16 protein-coding genes and 1 pseudogene are annotated in these 16,033 nt (G+C 47.9%); 8 read left to right on the top strand and 9 right to left on the bottom strand.

The window, feature by feature from the left end; genetic code table 11:
- Positions 1 to 7 precede the first annotated feature (7 nt).
- Positions 8 to 1,717 (top strand): SulP family inorganic anion transporter, encoded by a 1,710-nt coding sequence (locus tag WS_RS03185; protein WP_011138582.1) that lies wholly within the window; start codon positions 8 to 10, stop codon positions 1,715 to 1,717.
- Between the two features lie 42 nt (positions 1,718 to 1,759).
- Positions 1,760 to 2,308, top strand: coding sequence for an NERD domain-containing protein (locus tag WS_RS03190; protein ID WP_011138583.1), 549 nt, complete (start codon positions 1,760 to 1,762; stop codon positions 2,306 to 2,308).
- Positions 2,309 to 2,348: 40 nt separating this feature from the next.
- On the opposite strand, the gene WS_RS03195 is transcribed toward WS_RS03190, so the two are convergent.
- Entirely contained in the window at positions 2,349 to 3,014 is a 666-nt protein-coding gene (locus tag WS_RS03195) for a TIGR04283 family arsenosugar biosynthesis glycosyltransferase (protein WP_011138584.1), read from the bottom strand.
- A 55-nt stretch (positions 3,015 to 3,069) separates the two neighbouring features.
- Between WS_RS03195 and mtnK the strand changes: the two genes are divergently transcribed.
- Together mtnK and WS_RS03205 are read left to right on the top strand one after the other, a co-directional pair.
- The gene (gene mtnK / locus WS_RS03200; protein ID WP_011138585.1) at positions 3,070 to 4,206 is read left to right on the top strand and encodes an S-methyl-5-thioribose kinase; all 1,137 of its coding nucleotides are present in this window, start codon (positions 3,070 to 3,072) and stop codon (positions 4,204 to 4,206) included.
- A gap of 18 nt (positions 4,207 to 4,224) precedes the next feature.
- The gene (locus WS_RS03205) at positions 4,225 to 4,905 is read left to right on the top strand and encodes an LOG family protein (RefSeq protein WP_049770637.1); all 681 of its coding nucleotides are present in this window, start codon (positions 4,225 to 4,227) and stop codon (positions 4,903 to 4,905) included.
- Here the strand turns inward: WS_RS03205 and WS_RS03210 are convergent.
- The 6 genes from WS_RS03210 to WS_RS03240 all read right to left on the bottom strand — a co-directional run bounded on the left by WS_RS03210 (position 4,902) and on the right by WS_RS03240 (position 12,336).
- Positions 4,902 to 5,561, bottom strand: a complete 660-nt coding sequence (locus WS_RS03210; protein WP_011138587.1) for a response regulator transcription factor — start codon at positions 5,559 to 5,561, stop codon at positions 4,902 to 4,904. The two genes, WS_RS03205 and WS_RS03210, sit on opposite strands and share 4 nt — an antisense overlap.
- Positions 5,539 to 7,758, bottom strand: a complete 2,220-nt coding sequence (locus WS_RS10555; protein WP_011138588.1) for a sensor histidine kinase — start codon at positions 7,756 to 7,758, stop codon at positions 5,539 to 5,541. Before WS_RS10555 ends, WS_RS03210 begins: the two co-directional genes overlap by 23 nt.
- A gap of 265 nt (positions 7,759 to 8,023) precedes the next feature.
- Entirely contained in the window at positions 8,024 to 9,070 is a 1,047-nt protein-coding gene (locus WS_RS03225) for a type II asparaginase (RefSeq protein WP_011138590.1), read from the bottom strand.
- Between the two features lie 66 nt (positions 9,071 to 9,136).
- Positions 9,137 to 10,438: an anaerobic C4-dicarboxylate transporter gene (locus tag WS_RS03230; protein ID WP_011138591.1), complete on the bottom strand. Its 1,302-nt coding sequence runs from the start codon at positions 10,436 to 10,438 to the stop codon at positions 9,137 to 9,139.
- Between the two features lie 12 nt (positions 10,439 to 10,450).
- Positions 10,451 to 11,866, bottom strand: a complete 1,416-nt coding sequence (gene aspA, locus WS_RS03235; protein WP_011138592.1) for an aspartate ammonia-lyase — start codon at positions 11,864 to 11,866, stop codon at positions 10,451 to 10,453.
- Between the two features lie 104 nt (positions 11,867 to 11,970).
- A complete protein-coding gene (locus WS_RS03240) occupies positions 11,971 to 12,336 on the bottom strand; it encodes a hypothetical protein (RefSeq protein ID WP_011138593.1) in 366 nt (121 codons plus the stop codon).
- Positions 12,337 to 12,530: 194 nt separating this feature from the next.
- Here WS_RS03240 and WS_RS03245 point away from each other — a divergent pair, with 194 nt between their 5' ends.
- The 4 genes from WS_RS03245 to WS_RS03260 are packed head-to-tail and all read left to right on the top strand — an operon-like array spanning position 12,531 to position 14,698.
- Positions 12,531 to 13,094, top strand: a complete 564-nt coding sequence (locus WS_RS03245) for a GNAT family N-acetyltransferase (RefSeq protein ID WP_011138594.1) — start codon at positions 12,531 to 12,533, stop codon at positions 13,092 to 13,094.
- A 17-nt stretch (positions 13,095 to 13,111) separates the two neighbouring features.
- Positions 13,112 to 13,315, top strand: coding sequence for a hypothetical protein (locus WS_RS03250; protein WP_232013701.1), 204 nt, complete (start codon positions 13,112 to 13,114; stop codon positions 13,313 to 13,315).
- A 16-nt stretch (positions 13,316 to 13,331) separates the two neighbouring features.
- Positions 13,332 to 14,225 (top strand): tRNA 5-methoxyuridine(34)/uridine 5-oxyacetic acid(34) synthase CmoB, encoded by an 894-nt coding sequence (gene cmoB / locus WS_RS03255; protein ID WP_081454408.1) that lies wholly within the window; start codon positions 13,332 to 13,334, stop codon positions 14,223 to 14,225.
- 5 nt (positions 14,226 to 14,230) lie between these two features.
- Positions 14,231 to 14,698, top strand: a complete 468-nt coding sequence (locus tag WS_RS03260) for a PaaI family thioesterase (RefSeq protein WP_011138597.1) — start codon at positions 14,231 to 14,233, stop codon at positions 14,696 to 14,698.
- Here the strand turns inward: WS_RS03260 and nadD are convergent.
- Entirely contained in the window at positions 14,695 to 15,579 is an 885-nt protein-coding gene (gene nadD, locus WS_RS03265) for a nicotinate (nicotinamide) nucleotide adenylyltransferase (protein WP_041571720.1), read from the bottom strand. The genes WS_RS03260 and nadD overlap by 4 nt on opposite strands.
- Before the next feature lie 9 nt (positions 15,580 to 15,588).
- Positions 15,589 to 15,997 (bottom strand): annotated as a pseudogene (gene nikR, locus WS_RS03270) (nickel-responsive transcriptional regulator NikR).
- Positions 15,998 to 16,033 lie beyond the last annotated feature (36 nt).

The raw sequence follows: 16,033 nt of genomic DNA on the forward strand, positions 1-16,033 counted from the left end.
ATTAGAGATGAGAAGTTTTTGGGGCGAATTTGTGCCCAAGAGTTGGATTGTATGGAAAGAGGGCTACCCTAGAGCCCATTTTATGCCTGACCTCTTTGCAGGTCTCACAGTGGCGATTGTGGCACTCCCTTTGGCGATGGCTTTTGCGATTGCCAGTGGTGTAGAGCCTCAGCGAGGACTCTACACGGCGATTGTGGCGGGGATTCTTGTCTCGCTTTTTGGCGGGAGTCGAGTGCAAATTGGAGGACCCACAGGAGCCTTTGTCGTCATCATCTATGATATTGTGATGAGGCATGGCTATGAAGGGTTGGCGCTAGCAACGCTCATGGCGGGATTTTTTTTGATTCTTATGGGCTTTTTTCGCTTTGGGGCGATCATCAAATATATTCCCTATCCCGTCATCACTGGGTTCACTTCAGGGATTGCGCTCATCATCTTCACTTCGCAAATCAAGGATTTTTTGGGATTGCCCCTAGGGGTGTTGCCGAGTGATTTCTTGCAGAAATGGGCGCTTTATGCCAAAGAGATAGGCAATGTGAGCCTAGAGAGTTTGGCTGTAGGAGGGGTCTCTATCCTTCTTATCATCGGATGCAAGCGTTTTGCTCCGAAGATTCCAGGACCTATCGTGGCGGTGATTTTTGGGGCAGTGGCGGTGCAAATGCTCCATCTTCCTATCGAGACCATCGAATCGCGCTTTGGGATGATTCCCTCGACCTTGCCCACGCCAAGCCTCCCTGCATGGAGTTTTGAGCAGGCCAAGGCGCTTGTGCCTGATGCACTCACCATCGCGCTTCTTGCGGCTATTGAATCGCTTCTTTGTGCGGTGGTGGCGGATGGAATGACGGGCTATCGCCACCGCTCTAACACCGAGCTGATTGGTCAAGGAATCGCCAATCTCGGCTCGGTCTTTTTTGGCGGGATTCCCGCTACAGGGGCGATCGCTAGGACGGCCACAAGCATTAAATCAGGAGCGAAGAGCCCGCTAGCGGGAATTTTGCATGGAATCTTTGTCTGGCTTTTTATGTTTTTCTTAGCGAGCTTGATTGTGAAGATTCCTCTAGCGACTCTAGCGGGGATTTTGATCGTGGTGGCGTGGAATATGAGCGAGATAGAGCACTTTAGAGGATTGCTAAAGGCTCCTAGAAGTGATGTGGCGGTGCTTTTGTCCACCTTTTTATTGACGGTGCTCGTGGATTTGACGGTGGCGGTGCAGGTGGGCGTGGTGCTGGCGGCAATTCTTTTCATCAAGCGAATCTCTGAGGTCACCGAAATTAAAGAGCGCCGCTTGGATGAGGAGTGGAGCGGAGATGGATTAGAGGGGATGGATGACCCTGATGCCACCTCCAAAAAGGTCGTTCCTTTGGGCGTGGAGATCTATGAGATTAATGGCCCTTTCTTTTTTGGGGTCGCCGATAGGCTCAAAGGAGTGCTGGATGTGATTGAGGAGACGCCCAAGGTTTTTATCCTGCGGATGCGCCGTGTGCCCGTGATTGACGCAACAGGAATGCACGCTCTTTGGGAGTTTCAAGAGAGCTGTGAAAAGCGCGGGACGATCCTTCTTCTCTCAGGCGTGAGCGATAGGCTCTATGGGGCACTCAATCGCTTTGGCTTTATTGAGGCGCTGGGTGAAGAACGAGTCTTTGACCATATCGACAAGGCGCTAGCCTATGCGAAGCTTCTAGTAGAGACGGCGGAGGAGCGAGGGAGAGAATCCTAGGGCAAATTTTATATTGAATTTTAAAGTGAAGAAAGGAAGCCTGTGAAGAAGCTGGAGATAAAATCTAAAAATATAGAAAAAGGAAAAGAAGGTGAGGAAAGTTTTAAAGAATGGCTTGAATCTTGCAAGTTAAGTTACCTGTATGTTAATCAAAACAAAGAGACTTTTGCATCAATGTTTGGTCGCGGAGAAGATCAGGCGGTAAAAAGACCAGACTTTTTAGTTCTTTTTGAGGGGACTGGGTTGATTGCGGTTGATGTGAAAAATTATTCTGATTTTGATCACAATAACAAAAAAGGTTATTTAATTGATAACAACAGAGAGACCAAACTGGTTTTGTGTTTTGAAAGGCTTTTTCGAATACCAGTTTGGTATGTATATTTGGATAATAAAAATGACAGTCAAACATGGTTATGGATAAGTGCACTAAAGGTTATAGAAGCAGGAGAGCCCATCAAGAAGAAAGGCATAGAAGATAAGTCATTTATAAGCGAGAGCTGCTTTTCAAAAGTTTCAAAAGGCGATGATCTCGGTAAGTTATGGACTGAAAGATTTAGCGCTTATAGGGCAATAAAAGATGCAGAATATTGATTTTTTTTGAAGCAGCAAAGCTTGGCTTTTTGTCAAATTTCTAGTAGAGACGGCGGAGGAGCGAGGGAGAGAATCCTAGGGTAAAGAGGAGCATGATGAGGCGATTTTGGAGCGCTTGGCGGAGGATTCCGCGCTCCTCGTAGCGCCTAGGGCTAGTCAAAACTCTCTCCTTGAGAATCGCGATTTTTCCTCTAGCTCTTAGTTTTTGCACCAAAAGCACATCCTCTAAAAATCCTTCCAAAGGGAATCCCCCGACACTCCAAAAATCTTCTTGGCGCACAAAAAGTCCCTGATCTCCATAGGGGATGCCAGAAAAACGGGTGCGAAGGTTGGCCAGGGAGGCTAGAATCGCCAAAGTAAGCCTTGGCGAATCAAATCCCAAGGAGAAGCTGCCCGCGATATAGCCCCTCTGAAGGGTCTCTTGGATGAGATGGGGAGTGGCTTTAGGAAGAAGGGTGTCGGCGTGGAGAAAGAGGAGAAACTCTCCTTGGGCTATCCTAGCACCCGCATTCATCTGGGAGGCGCGACCCTGGGGGGCGCTTAGGGTTTTGAGGGGAAGCGTGGAATCAAGCAAGGGCAGAGTGGCCTCTCTGGGGGAATCGACAAGGATGATCTCTAGCCTATCTCCGACCCAAGGGGCGTAGGCTCGGAGATGATCGTTGATGGAGGCCGATTCTTGATGGGTAGGAATGATGAGCGAAATCATAGTGAGCGTATGATAGACTCACTTTCCTTTTAAAAGAGCACACCAAAGGAGCGGGATGAGAGAAGAATCGATAGGGCGGATCGCCAAAGATTTCCTAGGGCATGAAGGCTTCCAACTCACGGAGTGGGGCGGGGGAAATCTCAACTACCTCTATAGGGTGGATAGCACCAAGGAGAGCTATATCCTTAAATACGCTCCCCCCTATATTCGATGCTTAGGAGAGGGCTACCCGCTCTCTAGTGAGCGCCTTAGATATGAAATTTTGGGGCTTAAGGCGGCTAATGAGACGATTCCAGAGTTTGCACCCAAGCTTTTTTATGTGGCCAAAGAGGGGGTTGTGATGGAGTATCTGGAGGGATTTAAGCTTTTGCGACAAGCCTTCATCCAAGGAGAGAAGATTCCCCATTTAGCGGAGCATTTAGCGGAGATGCTAGCGCGATTTTTGGTGAAAAACTCCTTTTGGGCGCTTAATGAAGGAGAGCGAAAGAAGCTTTTAGAACAAAGTGAAAATTCCCTCATGAGGCGCTTGAGCGAGGATTATATCTTCACCTTTCCTTTCATGGAGCACCCCACCAACCAAAAAAACCCCACCAGCGCCCCAAGCGTGCGTGAAATCCATCAAGATAAGGAGTGGCTAGGCGCGATTCTTTGGCTGAAGAGTCGTTTTAGCACAGCCAAAGAGGGGCTTTTGCATGGAGATTTGCACACAGGCTCGCTGATGATTAAGGGGGAGCAGATCAAAATGATCGATTTTGAGTTCTCTTTTGTCGGGCCTTTGAGCTTTGATTTGGGGGCGATTCTGGCCAATTGGCTTATTGCCTACAGGACGCACAAGGAGAGAGGCGAGGTTGGGGGCTATAGTCAATGGCTAAGAGAAGAGATGGAGGAGTTTATCGAGCGCTTCAAGGAGCAATTTGAATTTTGGGCGGGCGAGCATGGAGCGCCACAAATAGGCATCAAAGGCTATCTAGAGGCATTGCTTATAGAGGCATGGGGTATGGCAGGAGTGAAGATTGCAAGAAGAATCTTAGGGGCCGCAGGAGTAGAGGATATCACCTCTTTGGAATCTCCGCTCAAAGAGGAGGTGGAGCGGCGGCTTTTGGTGCTCTCTAGGGAGATGACTCTTCGGGCAGCTTTGGGTATAATCCCCATACAAAAGGGTGGGCGCGAGGCCTACTCGTGGCTATTTTAATCCAAGGAGCCAAGAGAGATGGTGGTCAATCGAGGAAAGATAGAGAGTATGCTCATCCCCAAAATCCAAGAGGAGTTTTTGAAGGGGTTTGAGGCATTGCATGAGCTGGGAGCCTGCGTGGCCATGTTTGGTGGGGCACGCTTTGGCGAAGGAAGCCCCTACTATGAGCAAGCCAGAGAGATGGGACGAAGATTTGCCCAGATGGGCTATGGTGTGATCACGGGCGGGGGTCCGGGAATCATGGAAGCGGCCAATCGAGGAGCCAAAGAGGCGGGAGGTGTTTCGGTGGGGCTCAATATCAAGCTTCCCCACGAGCAGCACCCCAATCCCTATATCGATGTGAGCCTAGAGTTTAACTACTTTTTTGTGCGCAAATTGATGTTCGTGAAATATTCCCATGCTTTTCTTATCTTTCCTGGGGGCTTTGGGACGCTAGATGAGATGTTTGAGGTGCTCACTTTGGTGCAGACGGGCAAAAGCACTCCCCTTCCTCTTGTCCTCTATGGGAGTGATTACTGGCGAGGATTGGAGAGCTGGCTCAAAGAGACGCTTCTTGCCCAAGGGGCAATCGCTCCAAACGATTGCGACTTTTGGGCGATGGTCGATTCGATGGAAGAGGTGTGTGAAGTCTTTAAGCGTTTTGATCTCTTTCCAAAGACGGATGAGATCAAGCAGATTTGTGGCTGTCTAGACCTTTAAAATCGCTTGGCCCGATCGCCCAGTCCATAGCCGACATTGGTGATCATGGTGATGGAATCTTCGGGCAGCTTTTTGCGTAGCCTCTTGATGAGGGCGCGGATGTTGTTAAGATTCGATTCTTTCCCTTCCCAGACATACTCCTCCAACTCTTCATAGCTGACGATTCGCTTCAAATCTCTAGCAAAGAGCTTCAAAAAAGCCACCTCTTTAGGGGTAAGAGGAATCTCCTCCTGCTCTTTAAAGAGGCGTGAACAATCAAAGTAGAATCGATGCGATTCTCCAAAGTCGATTCCTTGACTCTGCACGAGACAGAATCGTTTCACTTTTTGGACGAGCTCATAGATATAAAAGGGCTTTTTGAGATAGTCATCACACCCCAAGCGATAGGCGCTTTGAATCTTCTCTAGGTCGTGATTGGCGCTGATGATGAGCGTGGGGATTTGGCGATGATGGAGGCGGATGCACTCAAGAACGCTAAGGCCATCCAGTGAGGGGACATTGATATCTAGGATAAAGCAGTCATAACCCTGATGAAGCACCTCTAGGCATGCCTCGCCATCGCTGTAGAGATCCACTTTATAGCCCTCATCGCGCAGGGCTTCAGCCATGAGATTGCTCAGCCGTTCGTTGTCTTCAAGAATGAGTATTTTCATCATGCAGTTCTATCCTGAAACAGGCTCCTTCCTCAGTGTTAGAGACATTGATCTTGCCTCCCATTTTATCCTCAATGATCACTTTGGCCATATAGAGGCCAATTCCATGACCGCCGCTTTTAGTGGTGAAGTATATATCAAAAATGTGATTGATCGCCTCAAGGCTCACCCCACCCGCATTGTCGCTCACACTGATCTCTAGACGACCATTGAGGCGTTTGATGGAGAGAGTGATTTTCCCTTTTTTGATTCTCTTTCTGGCTTTGGCTTCTAAAATCGCATCTTTGGCGTTATTGATGAGGTTAAGCAGGGTCTGCATGAACTCATTGGGATAGCCTGTGGCGATGAAAGGGCGAGGAGAATCTTGAATATCTAGCTTCAGGTCAATGTAGTTGTATCGAATGTTGTGGCGGCAGAGCTCTAGGAGCTTTTGAGACACACTGACTACATTAAAAGAGCATTTTTGTTTGGAGGGGCGAACAAACTCTTGAAAATCGTTGAGCGTGTCACTCATGTAGGTCACTTGGGTCATGGTCTCTTTGGTGTACTCCTCAAGAATCGCAGGAGCGAGAGAGCCTTTGCGGCTTTTATAAACAAGCTCTTGGACAATGGTGGATATTTCGACCAGAGGGCTTTTCCATTGGTGGGCGATAGAGGAGAATATTTCACCAATTTCAGCCAGCTTGCTCTGCTGTATCTGAAACTGCCTTTGGCGCTCTAGCTCCTCTTTGATACGCCGCTCTTTGGTCATATCAAAGAGGATGGTCACTACACCCGCCACTTTTTCGCTTTTGTCGTGATATTCGGAGGCTTGAACCAAGAAGCTGAGCGTCTCGCCTTCGTGGTTTTTAAAGTCAATATCATATTGCTCGCCTTCCCCTTGGAGTACTTTAGTGAGAAGACCCTCGAGCACGGGTGTATGTAAATCCCCGCAGATATCATAGACGCTCCTTCCTACTAGGCGATCTTTAGAGATTCCCAAAAGGCGGGTGAATTGAGCATTGCAATCGATTAAGAATCCTCTAGAATCACGCCAAAAGATGGGATTTTCGACGGAGCGCAGCAGAAGGTCGTTGAACTCGATCTTCTCATGCAAAAGCTCTTCGGCATTCATTCGCTTGATGAGATTCCAAAAGAGCATAAAGGCAAAAACAAGTACAAAGGGAAAAAATACAAAGACGTAATTAATGAGATCTCGATGTCGATCAAAAAAGTCCAAAGGGCGGTTAATTACTTCAAAACGAGAGAAAAACTCTGTTGTTTTCATAGGGGAGAGATCAATCTCCTTAAGCCTTGGATAAGAGAGTTGATAGAGATATTCATCGAAGGTCTTAAAATAGGGCGCACTCACTTCGTTGGAGAGAATTTTGAGTGCCAAGTCTCCTGTGGCTTCACCAAGGCGCTCGATGGGAACGAGCTTCCCCCCTAAAGCTCCTTTGTCGATAAAAAGAGTATCGGTCACAAAGACAGGAGTTTTTAGCTGGCCAATCATTTCAGCGATCTCTTTGTTTTGATAGAGTCTTCCAAGTTTGTCTTGATAAAAGCGGACAAAGAGGATGGCGCGAGAAGGGTTGTAATGAGAGAAAGTTTCTAAAATCTCCTCTCTCGTGGAGGAGCGAATATAGTTGATCTCTAGATGGGGGCTGAACTCCGCGATCGCCTCACGAATAAAACCCTCGCTATCGTCACCATTTTTGCTGATGTCATTGATGATATAGAGCTCTTTGAGGTTGGGAAAGAGCTTGGTGGCAATTTGGATATTTTCAGGGATAGCGCGCCGCTCTAAAAGGCCAAAAACCTTATCCGAAAGCCCCAATCTCTCTAGTCTGGCTGCATCAAAACGTTCCAATCCCGTAAAGAGCACCAGCTCATCTTTGAACATATCCTCGTAATGCTCTGTGACAAACTCAAAAGCAAAGTTGTCCACAGCAATGATAAGATCATACTTTCGCCCTTTAAACTGAAGGCGGTAGAGCTGACTTAAGCTTTCAAAATATTCATTAGAGTGGATTCGCTTGGAATCCATGTAGAGCACGCTGGTTTCGATTTTGCTTTTATCAGCAAAGCTTTTCTCAATTCCTTTGATGACATCACCGCTCCATTGGAATCCGCGATGATAAGAGTTGATGACAAGAATCTGAAGCTTGGATTCGCCAAAAAGGGGAAGAAGGAAGAGGAGAAGTCCCAGCCAAATTTTCACGACCAACCTTTGAGTGAGTTTGTCGGAGTATTTTAGCCAAAAAAGAGCGGATGGTGGCTGCTAAAACCATCCGCTCTTGAACTTATAAGAAAGGGGAAAATGGAAAATTCTCTCAAAAATAGAACGCCTCAAAGAGTCACCGACTTCAAGGGCTTTAGAGAGGGAATCTTGTTCTGCGGCAGCCCTAGGATTGAAAGAGACGGAGTGAAGATCCTAAGCAGTGCCGCAGAAAGAGAATCCCTGTGAAGAGATTCCCTTTCTTGGATTAATAGGTGGAGAAGATCTTTTGGATCGCCTCTCTATCACTAGTTTTGGTGAGGGCTAACATAAGAAGCACTCTGGCTTTTTGAGGGTTGAGACTCTCTGTAGCCACAAAACCAAGTTTCTTATCATCCACTTCAGCCTCTTGGGTGGTGGAACCACTGCCCACTCTAGAGCTTCGAGCGACGACTACGCCTGATTTGGCTGCTTTTTCAAGAGCATTTTGAGTCAAAGGGAAAGGGTTCCCATTGCCCATGCCTGCATGGATGATTCCTTTGGCTCCTGCCTGAAGGGCTGCATTGACTAAAACATCAGTATCATCGGGGTGAGCGTAAAGAATATCGACTCTGGGGAGTTCTTCGATTTTGCTAATATCAAACTCACTTGCAAGGGTGTGAGGTCGAACGGATTGAGTGAAATACTCGACTTTGCCATAATAGACTGTGCCGATTTTACCTGTGTTGGGCGAAGCAAATGCATTGACTGCGGTGGTGTTGAGCTTGGTCGCTTCTCTGGCGGCGTGAATCTCATCGTTCATCACAATCACCACTCCTTTGTTAGTAGAGGCTTTGTTGATCGCTACATTCACGGCGTTATAGAGATTCATGGGGCCATCAGCACTCATGGAAGAGCCTGAGCGCATGGCGCCTACAAGGACGACAGGTTTTTGGCTTTTCACCGTGAGGTTGAGGAAGAAAGCGGTCTCTTCCATGGTGTCAGTTCCATGGGTGATGATCACGGCTTCGGTCTCTTTTTGGGCGAGGAGCTCATTGACACGCTTGGCTAGTTTAAGCCACACCTTACCCGTCATCTCTTGGGAGCCAATGCTTGAGATCTGTTCACCCTTGATGGTGGCTAGGTCGTTGATGGCAGGGACGGCTGCAAGAAGCTTATCAACGGTGACTGCTCCAGCAGAGTAGCTACTCTTGACGCTAGATTCCCCCGAACCAGCGATGGTGCCTCCTGTGGCTAGGATAGTCACTTGGGGTTTAGCCATCAAAACAGAGGCGCTCATGAGTGCCAAAACAGCGGTTTTTTTCCATGCATTCATTCTAATCTCCTTGTGTCAAGTTAAAATCACAACAGCCCAAGGAGAGTCTTGGGCTGCAACAGCGAATTAGAGTAAGATGGGAGCGACGATGAAGCCAAGGGCTACAGAGATGCCAATGGCAAGGACGCCAGGAACAATGAAGGGGTGGTTGAAAACAAATTTCCCGATTCGAGTTGAACCTGTATCATCCATCTGAACCGCCGCTAGAAGTGTAGGATAAGTAGGAAGAACAAAAAGGGCGCTAACGGCAGCAAATGAGGCGATGAGCGTCACTGGATCCACGCTAAGAGCGATGGCTGCGGGGATGAGCGCCTTGGCAGTTGCAGCTTGAGAGTAGAGCAGCATGCTGGCGAAAAAGAGTGTGATGGCTAGCATCCAAGGGTGACCCTCAAGAATTCCGCCTGCAAAGCCTTTGATGTCATTAATGTGGTTGCTCACGAAAGTATCGCCCAGCCAAGCCACCCCAAGAACGCAGATGCACGCTGTCATACCCGACTTGAAAGTCGAGGCGTTGAGCACGGCATCGGTGTCGATCTTGGCAAACATCGCGATAAGAGTGGCGGTGGTGAGCATGAACATCATGATCGCCGAATCTCTACCCACGATAGGGTTTTGAATGAGGCCAACGTTTTTGCTGATAGCCGTAGCATAGAAGACCACCGCGAGGATTCCAACAAGGAATATAAGCACGGAGAGTTTAGCGCCAGGCTTAGCAACGTATTGGGTTTGACCTCGAAGTTTGACCATTCCTTTGGCGACACGCTCTTGATAGACAGGGTCTTTAGAGAGGTCGGTGTTAAAGAGGTTGCAGATAAAGGCGGTGATCATGCACCCAATAAAAGTGGTAGGGATACAAATCGCCAAGAGTTGCAAATAACCTACACCAAGAGGCTCAAGCGCTCCACTCATGAAGACCACGGCCGCGGAGACAGGAGAGGCGGTGATGGCAATTTGAGAGGCGACCACGGCAATACTCAAGGGCACAGAGGGTTTCACGCCCTGTTCTTTAGCCACCTTGGCAATCACGGGAAGGGTTGAGAAGGCGGTGTGTCCCGTTCCTGCAAGGAGTGTCATAAAGTAGGTGACCACGGGAGCCAAGAAGGTGATATGCTTGGGCTGGCTTCTTAGAAGCTTTTCGGCCAAATGGACGAGATAGTCCAAGCCTCCAGCCACTTGCATGGCGGCAATGGCAGCAATAACGGACATGATGATAAGGATAACATCAATGGGGATGCTCCCAGGCTTGAGTCCAAGCCCAAGGCACAAAACGATCATTCCTAATCCGCCTGCATAACCAATGGCAATGCCACCAAGGCGGACGCCAAGGAAAATGGCGGCCAAAACAACGAGAATCTCGAAGACTAACATACTCTATCCTTCTTATTTTTTTGTTAGAGTGACGACTTTGGGCTTGATCATGTTTTCGGGTCGAATAATCTCTTCTAGCTCTTCTTTGCTAAGAAGTTTGCGCTCTAGGACGATATCGTGGACGGACTTGCCTGACTCTAGCGCCTCTTTGGCCACTGAAGTGGAGTTCTCATATCCGATGTAGGGGTTGAGCGCTGTGACGAGTCCGATGCTCTTAAGGACATAGTCGCGGCAGTTGTCAGCGTTGGCGGTGATTCCATTCACGCATTTTTCAGCCAAAGTTTCAAAAGCTCTTCTCATCATGTTGATAGAGCTAAAGAGGCTAAAGGCGATGACGGGCTCAAAAACGTTGAGCTGAAGCTGACCCCCTTCAGAGGCAATAGTTACAGTCATGTCGGCGCCAATAACGTGGTAGCAGACCTGATTGACCACTTCGGGAATCACAGGATTAACCTTTCCAGGCATAATGGAGCTACCAGGCTGCATAGGGGGAAGATTGATCTCGCTAAGTCCCGCTCTTGGGCCTGAGCTAAGGAGTCTTAGATCGTTGCAGATTTTGGAGACTTTGGTGGAGACACGCTTAAGAACACCAGAGATTTGGACATAAGCCCCTGTGTCTTGAGTCGCCTCAACAAGATCGCTGGCGGTGATAAAGGGTCGGCCTGTGACCTCTTGAAGTTTTTTCTCTACAAGCGTAGCGTAGTCAGGGTGAGAGTTGATTCCTGTTCCAATCGCGGTTGCCCCAAGGTTCATCTCTCGAACAAGGTTTCTAGCCTCTAGCACGCGATCGATATCTTCGGTCATCATGACGGCGTAGGTTTTAAACTCTTGACCTAGGGTCATGGGCACAGCGTCTTGGAGCTGGGTTCGACCCATCTTGATGATATCTTTGAATTCCTCGGCCTTTTTGGCAAAAGAGTCTCTTAGGATTCCCATGGAGACGGTGAGCTCGATGAGTTTTTCATACAGGGCAACGCGGAATGCCGTAGGATAGGCATCATTAGTAGATTGTGAGAGGTTGACGTGGTTGTTGGGGTGGCAATGTTTATATTCACCCTTTTTATGTCCCATGAGCTCAAGTGCGACGTTGGCGATCACTTCATTGGCGTTCATGTTGGTGGAAGTTCCAGCGCCTCCTTGGATGGCATCCACGACGAATTGGTCGTGATATTTTCCAGCGATGATGAGATCGCACGCTTCGCAGATGGCGTTTTTGATCTTCTCATCCAAGAGCCCAAGCTCAAAGTTGGCGAGTGCAGCGGCTTTTTTGACTTTAGCGAGTGAAGCAATGAAAGTGGGCATGCTTGAGAGTAGGACGCCTGAGATGTGGAAGTTCTCTTTCGCTCTAGCAGTTTGAACTCCATAATAGCAGTCGTTACTTAGCTCTAAGTCCCCAATAAGATCGTGTTCTATTCGTGTAGATGCCATAACATCCCCCTCTGAAAGTATTTTAGGTTTAGGCGAGGAGGGGCTAAACCCTTTCGCCTAATCGAGGAGGAGTATAGGGGGCGGTTATGACAAAAAAATGACTTTTAGCGTCGTTTGAAGGAGAGAAGCTCTGATTTGATTTTGTGATACATATACTCTTTAGAGTGAAGATCAAGAGATAGAATTTCGCCTAGGATCTCTTTGAAATCATTTTCTCCAATTACACGCTCTTTAGCGCACTCTTGGGTGGTGTCTAGGAAGACCTCGCCAATCCCATTGCTGAGGTAGTTAAGGTTGATTCCCTCTTGGTTGGCAATCTCAATCATCGACTTGGTGAGATTATCATCTCTTTTGAACTTAATCACCGCTTGTTCGGACATGCCGTACTTTTGAGCGATCACCTTGTTTTCAAACTTTCCATACTTTTTCTCGATCGCTGTTTTAAAGCGCTGACCGATAGTCTCTTTCATGTTTCTTCCTTTCTAGATGTGATAATTTATTTGTGTGTGGCAACCTGTGACATTAATGCAATTATATAACAAAAATAGCTTTTAAAAAAGTAAATTTTGAAAAATAATTGTAAATATTTTTTGAATAGGGGGAGTTTTTGAGAGAAGGTATCGTAGAATCTCTCCTGTTTTCCGATGTTTAAAGGAGATGATCAATGTTTGAAATTTCTCACGCCACCCCTGGCGATTCCAAAGAGGCGGTAGGGCTACTCAGGGAAGCCATGGGGGAGATTGCCATGACTTTGACTCAAGAGAGCGATGAGGAGAGGATTTTGTCAGCTTTAGAGGAGTATTTCAAAAATCCCAGCACCCGAATAGGTTATCCTAGGGTGTGGCTCTATAGAGAGAAAGATGAGATTTTGGGCGCGATCAATCTCTATCTTGGAGACGAGGCAAAGAGGCTGGATGAGGCGATTTTAGAATCGATTCGGAATCGAGGTAAACATCTTGAAGCCCTAGAGGTTGAATGCGAGGAGGGGGATTTATATATCGATTCTATCGCAGTTTCACCCAAAGCTAGGGGCCGAGGGATTGCCAAAAAATTGATCGAACACGCCTATGGTGAAGCTAGGCGCCTAGGGGCAAGTCAACTCTCTTTGGTGGTGGATTGTGATAAAATCGAGGTCAAAGAATACTACGCGAGGCTTGGCTTTGTCACAGAGGGTGAGAAGTGGTTAGGCGGACACCTCTACTATCGTATGAAAAAGCCGCTTGTTTGAGGGCAAAGGAGAGAAGATTGCACTTTTTGATTCAAGGAATCCTCTATCTAGGGATAGGAATCTCTCTAGCGGGATGCCTCTATCCCAACAAATGTGGGGTTTCGACCTATCTTTATGATGACAAAGAGGCCTACTATGACTCCCAAGGAACCTATAGAGAGAAGTGTCCTCCCAATAATGTCATGAATTATCGTGATTTGGGGGTCAAAGGTGCAGAGTGAAATCGTCGCTTCGCTCATTTTGGAGCGTGAAGAGGCGTGGCTTTCTCGTCGAGATATTGCCCCTTTAAGGGAACGATTGAAACACCTCCCTCAATTAGAGGGCGTGAGCGTGGGGCTAGAGGGTGAGGCGGTGAGCCTTTTTTGGGGTGAGATTAAAGAGGAGGAGAGGCAAGAGATCTATGAGTGCGCTAAAGCTCTGGTGCCTTGGCGCAAAGGACCTTTTTGGGTGGGAGACTTTTTGATTGATAGCGAGTGGGTCAGCGCCAAAAAATATGCCCTCCTGGAGCCTCATTTTGATCTTTGCAACAAGGATGTAGCCGATATTGGGTGCAATAATGGCTACTATATGTTCAGGATGTGGGGGCAAAAGCCCAAAAGCCTCACGGGCTTTGATCCCTCACCCCTTTGTCGCACGCAGTTTGATTTCATCAATCACTTCATCCAAGCACCCATTCGCTTTGAGCTTTTGGGGGTGGAACATTTAGAAGGGTATGGCAAGCTCTTTGATGTGATTTTTTGTTTGGGCGTGCTTTATCATCGAAGCGATCCCATTCAGACGCTCAAAAGTCTCTACAAAGGGCTAGCCAAAGGGGGAGAGCTCCTCTTGGATACGCTCATGATCGAAGGAGAGGAGGAGGTGGCGCTCACGCCCAAGGATCGCTACGCCAAGATGTCCAATGTCTATTTTATCCCCACTTTTAAGGCGCTTAGCCATTGGCTCCATCGCGCGGGATTTGAGAGAGTGGAGAAGCTAGAGATTGCCAAGACGGGATTGGATGAGCAGAGGAAAACAGAGTGGATCAACTCTCAAAGTCTCGAAGACTTTCTTGATCCTTGCTCGCATGATCGCACCATTGAGGGCTATCCAGCCCCTAGACGAATCTACGTCAAAGCCTACAAAGGAGCCTAAAATTCATGGACACACTCAATAGCCCTGAAGAGATTGATCTCCCAAAAACTCAAGAGGAGTTTGTTCCCCAGCGAGTCTACACAGATGCTGACCCTGCCTTTGGAGAGCTCAAGGAGCTTGGCAAGGGGGTGGCAAAAGTGTGGCTTGTAACAACCAAGGCTATGGCTTCAGATAGTATGGGGCTGGTGCACGCGGGCTTTATCTTCTCCTCGGCCAACTTCAGCGCCATGTGCGCCATCAATGACCCTAATGCGATTCTTATTGGGGCTGATTCGAAATTTCTTGCACCCATTGAGGTGGGAAATGAGATTGAGTTTCGTGCTAGGGCACTCCAAAATGACACAAAGAAGCGGGAAGTGAAGGTGGAGGGGTATGTGCTTGATATTAAGGTCTTTGATGCGATGTTTTATGTGGCGATGTTTGATCACCACATCTTTAAACTTCGCATCACAGAGAGGAAAAAGCCCTCTTAAAGAGAGCGGTTCTTCTCTTTTTTAAGGCCAGCAAGGAACTCTTCGAGGTTGAATTTCTTTCGATGATTCTCTGTGAAGAGGTGAATCATAATATCTCCCAAATCCGTTACAATCCAGTTGTCGCTCTCTTCGGTGGCATAAAAGGTCTCACCTTTAGGCTTGAGCTCGGTTTTGAGGGTGTCTAGCAGTGAGGCGGCGTGTTTGTCCGCTAGTGCGGTGGCAATCACCACATAATCGACCAAATAGTCGCTGCCGCTTAGGTCGAAAAGCTCGATGTTCTCGGCCTTTTTACTATCTAGAATCTCGACGATCTCTTGGGCTCTCTCTTTTCTCAATAAACTCTCCTTGTGATTTTTCATGAATGACAAAACCTCCCCTTTGATCGATTCGGGTATCGAATCTTCCTCATCTTTTGTCCGAATCTTGGTGGAGCTAGAGGGGTTGTTGAGCTCGATGACGCGGAAATTTGGGGGGATGGCTCTCTCTTCTCTTGTAATTATAACGAACTCTACCTGCTTTTTCAGCTCCTCAATTGAGTGCCACTTTGGAAGGTCGGGCAGTTGGTCGCTTCCTATAATGAGGTAGAGGTTTTGGGGGGTGTAGTGCTCTTTGAGGTGGCGAATCGTTTCAATAGTTGGCGTAGGACAACCCTTTTGGATCTCAAAATCAATCACCGCCACCTCGGGGTGATGCTTGGTGAGGCGCCGCATCCATTCAAGACGCAAAGAGGCGGGAAAGAGCGTTCCTTTTTTAAAAGGATTGATAAAGGCGGGCACCACAAAGAGGCGCTCGATTGGGAGCTCTTTGAGGGCTTTTTCAATGATGGCGAGGTGACCTACATGGGGAGGGTCAAACGACCCTCCAAAAACAGCAATATTCAAAGGATGGGCTTAGAAGCTGGAGGCTCGAGTGAGTTTGGAGAATTTGACCCCTTTGAGTCCACCGATGGATAGGGCGATCTCCTCGATCTCTTTGGGGATTCCTTTGAGGATGATGGTCTCTAGGCAGTTGTGGTGATTGATGTGGACATGGGTGTTGCAGAGGATATGGATATGGCTGTTGTGCTGAATATCGATCATCTTTTGGTTGAGCTCTCGCTGGTGGTGGTCATAGACGATTGTGAGCACCCCTACGGCCTCCTCATCTCCCCCCCTCCCACTTCTCTTCGACCATCTTCTCTCGGATGAGGTCTCTTACAAGCTCAGAGCGAGAAGAGTACCCTTGGCTCACGATTTTGTTATCAAGCTCGGCGAGAAGGTTTTCAGGGAGCGAGACGGAGAATCGAATGATATTGTCCATGGATGGTATCCTTTGTGGAGGAATTTGGGTTTTTGT

Origin of the sequence: Wolinella succinogenes DSM 1740, assembly GCF_000196135.1 — a bacterium.
In the GTDB taxonomy this organism is placed as follows: Bacteria; Campylobacterota; Campylobacteria; order Campylobacterales; family Helicobacteraceae; genus Wolinella; species Wolinella succinogenes.